This is a genomic window from Bradyrhizobium mercantei, assembly GCF_001982635.1.
Classification (GTDB): Bacteria; Pseudomonadota; Alphaproteobacteria; order Rhizobiales; family Xanthobacteraceae; genus Bradyrhizobium; species Bradyrhizobium mercantei.
The window spans coordinates 1-621 of sequence record NZ_MKFI01000070.1 but is presented as its reverse complement, the minus strand read 5'-3'; the positions used below and the strand labels follow the sequence as shown (position 1 = coordinate 621).

Here is a 621-nt window from a genome sequence, read left to right as displayed (position 1 = left end):
GGCAAGGACTACGGCAACGGCTCGTCGCGCGACTGGGCCGCCAAAGGCACGCGGCTGCTGGGCGTGCGCGCGGTGATCGCCGAGAGCTTCGAGCGCATCCACCGTTCCAACCTGGTGAACATGGGCGTCCTGCCGCTGCAACTGCCCGCGGGCGTCACGCGCCTGACGCTGGGCCTGGACGGCAGCGAGACGTTCGATCTTGAAATTCCGGCCGACCTGGCGCCGCAGGGCGAGGCGCGGTGCGTGATCCGCGGCGCCAGCGCGCCGCGGACGCTGACCCTGCTCTGCCGCCTGGACAACGCGCACGAGATGGAGATCTGGCGCGCCGGGGGCATCCTGCCCGCGGTCCTGCGCCAGGCGCTGGAGGATTCGCAGCACGCTTCACAACCATAAAGATGAGGCAGCGCCTCACGCCCTACCAAGGAGACAACATGAAGTTCGACCGACTCAAGTATCCCCTGTACGCCCTCGCGCTCGCGGCGGGCGTGATGACGGCGTCCGCCGCGAGCGCCGCCGCCTGGCCCGAGAAGCCGGTGCGCCTGGTGGTGCCGTTTTCGGCGGGCGGCCAGCTCGACAACATGACGCGGATCTTCGCCACCGGGCTGTCCGACCATCTCAAGC

2 pseudogenes are annotated in these 621 nt (G+C 69.7%); both read left to right on the top strand.

From position 1 onward, the window contains the following. Positions 1-393 (top strand): annotated as a pseudogene (locus BI327_RS40975) (aconitate hydratase); the annotation flags it as partial. 38 nt (positions 394-431) lie between these two features. Next, positions 432-621: pseudogene (locus BI327_RS40970) on the top strand (tripartite tricarboxylate transporter substrate binding protein); the annotation flags it as partial.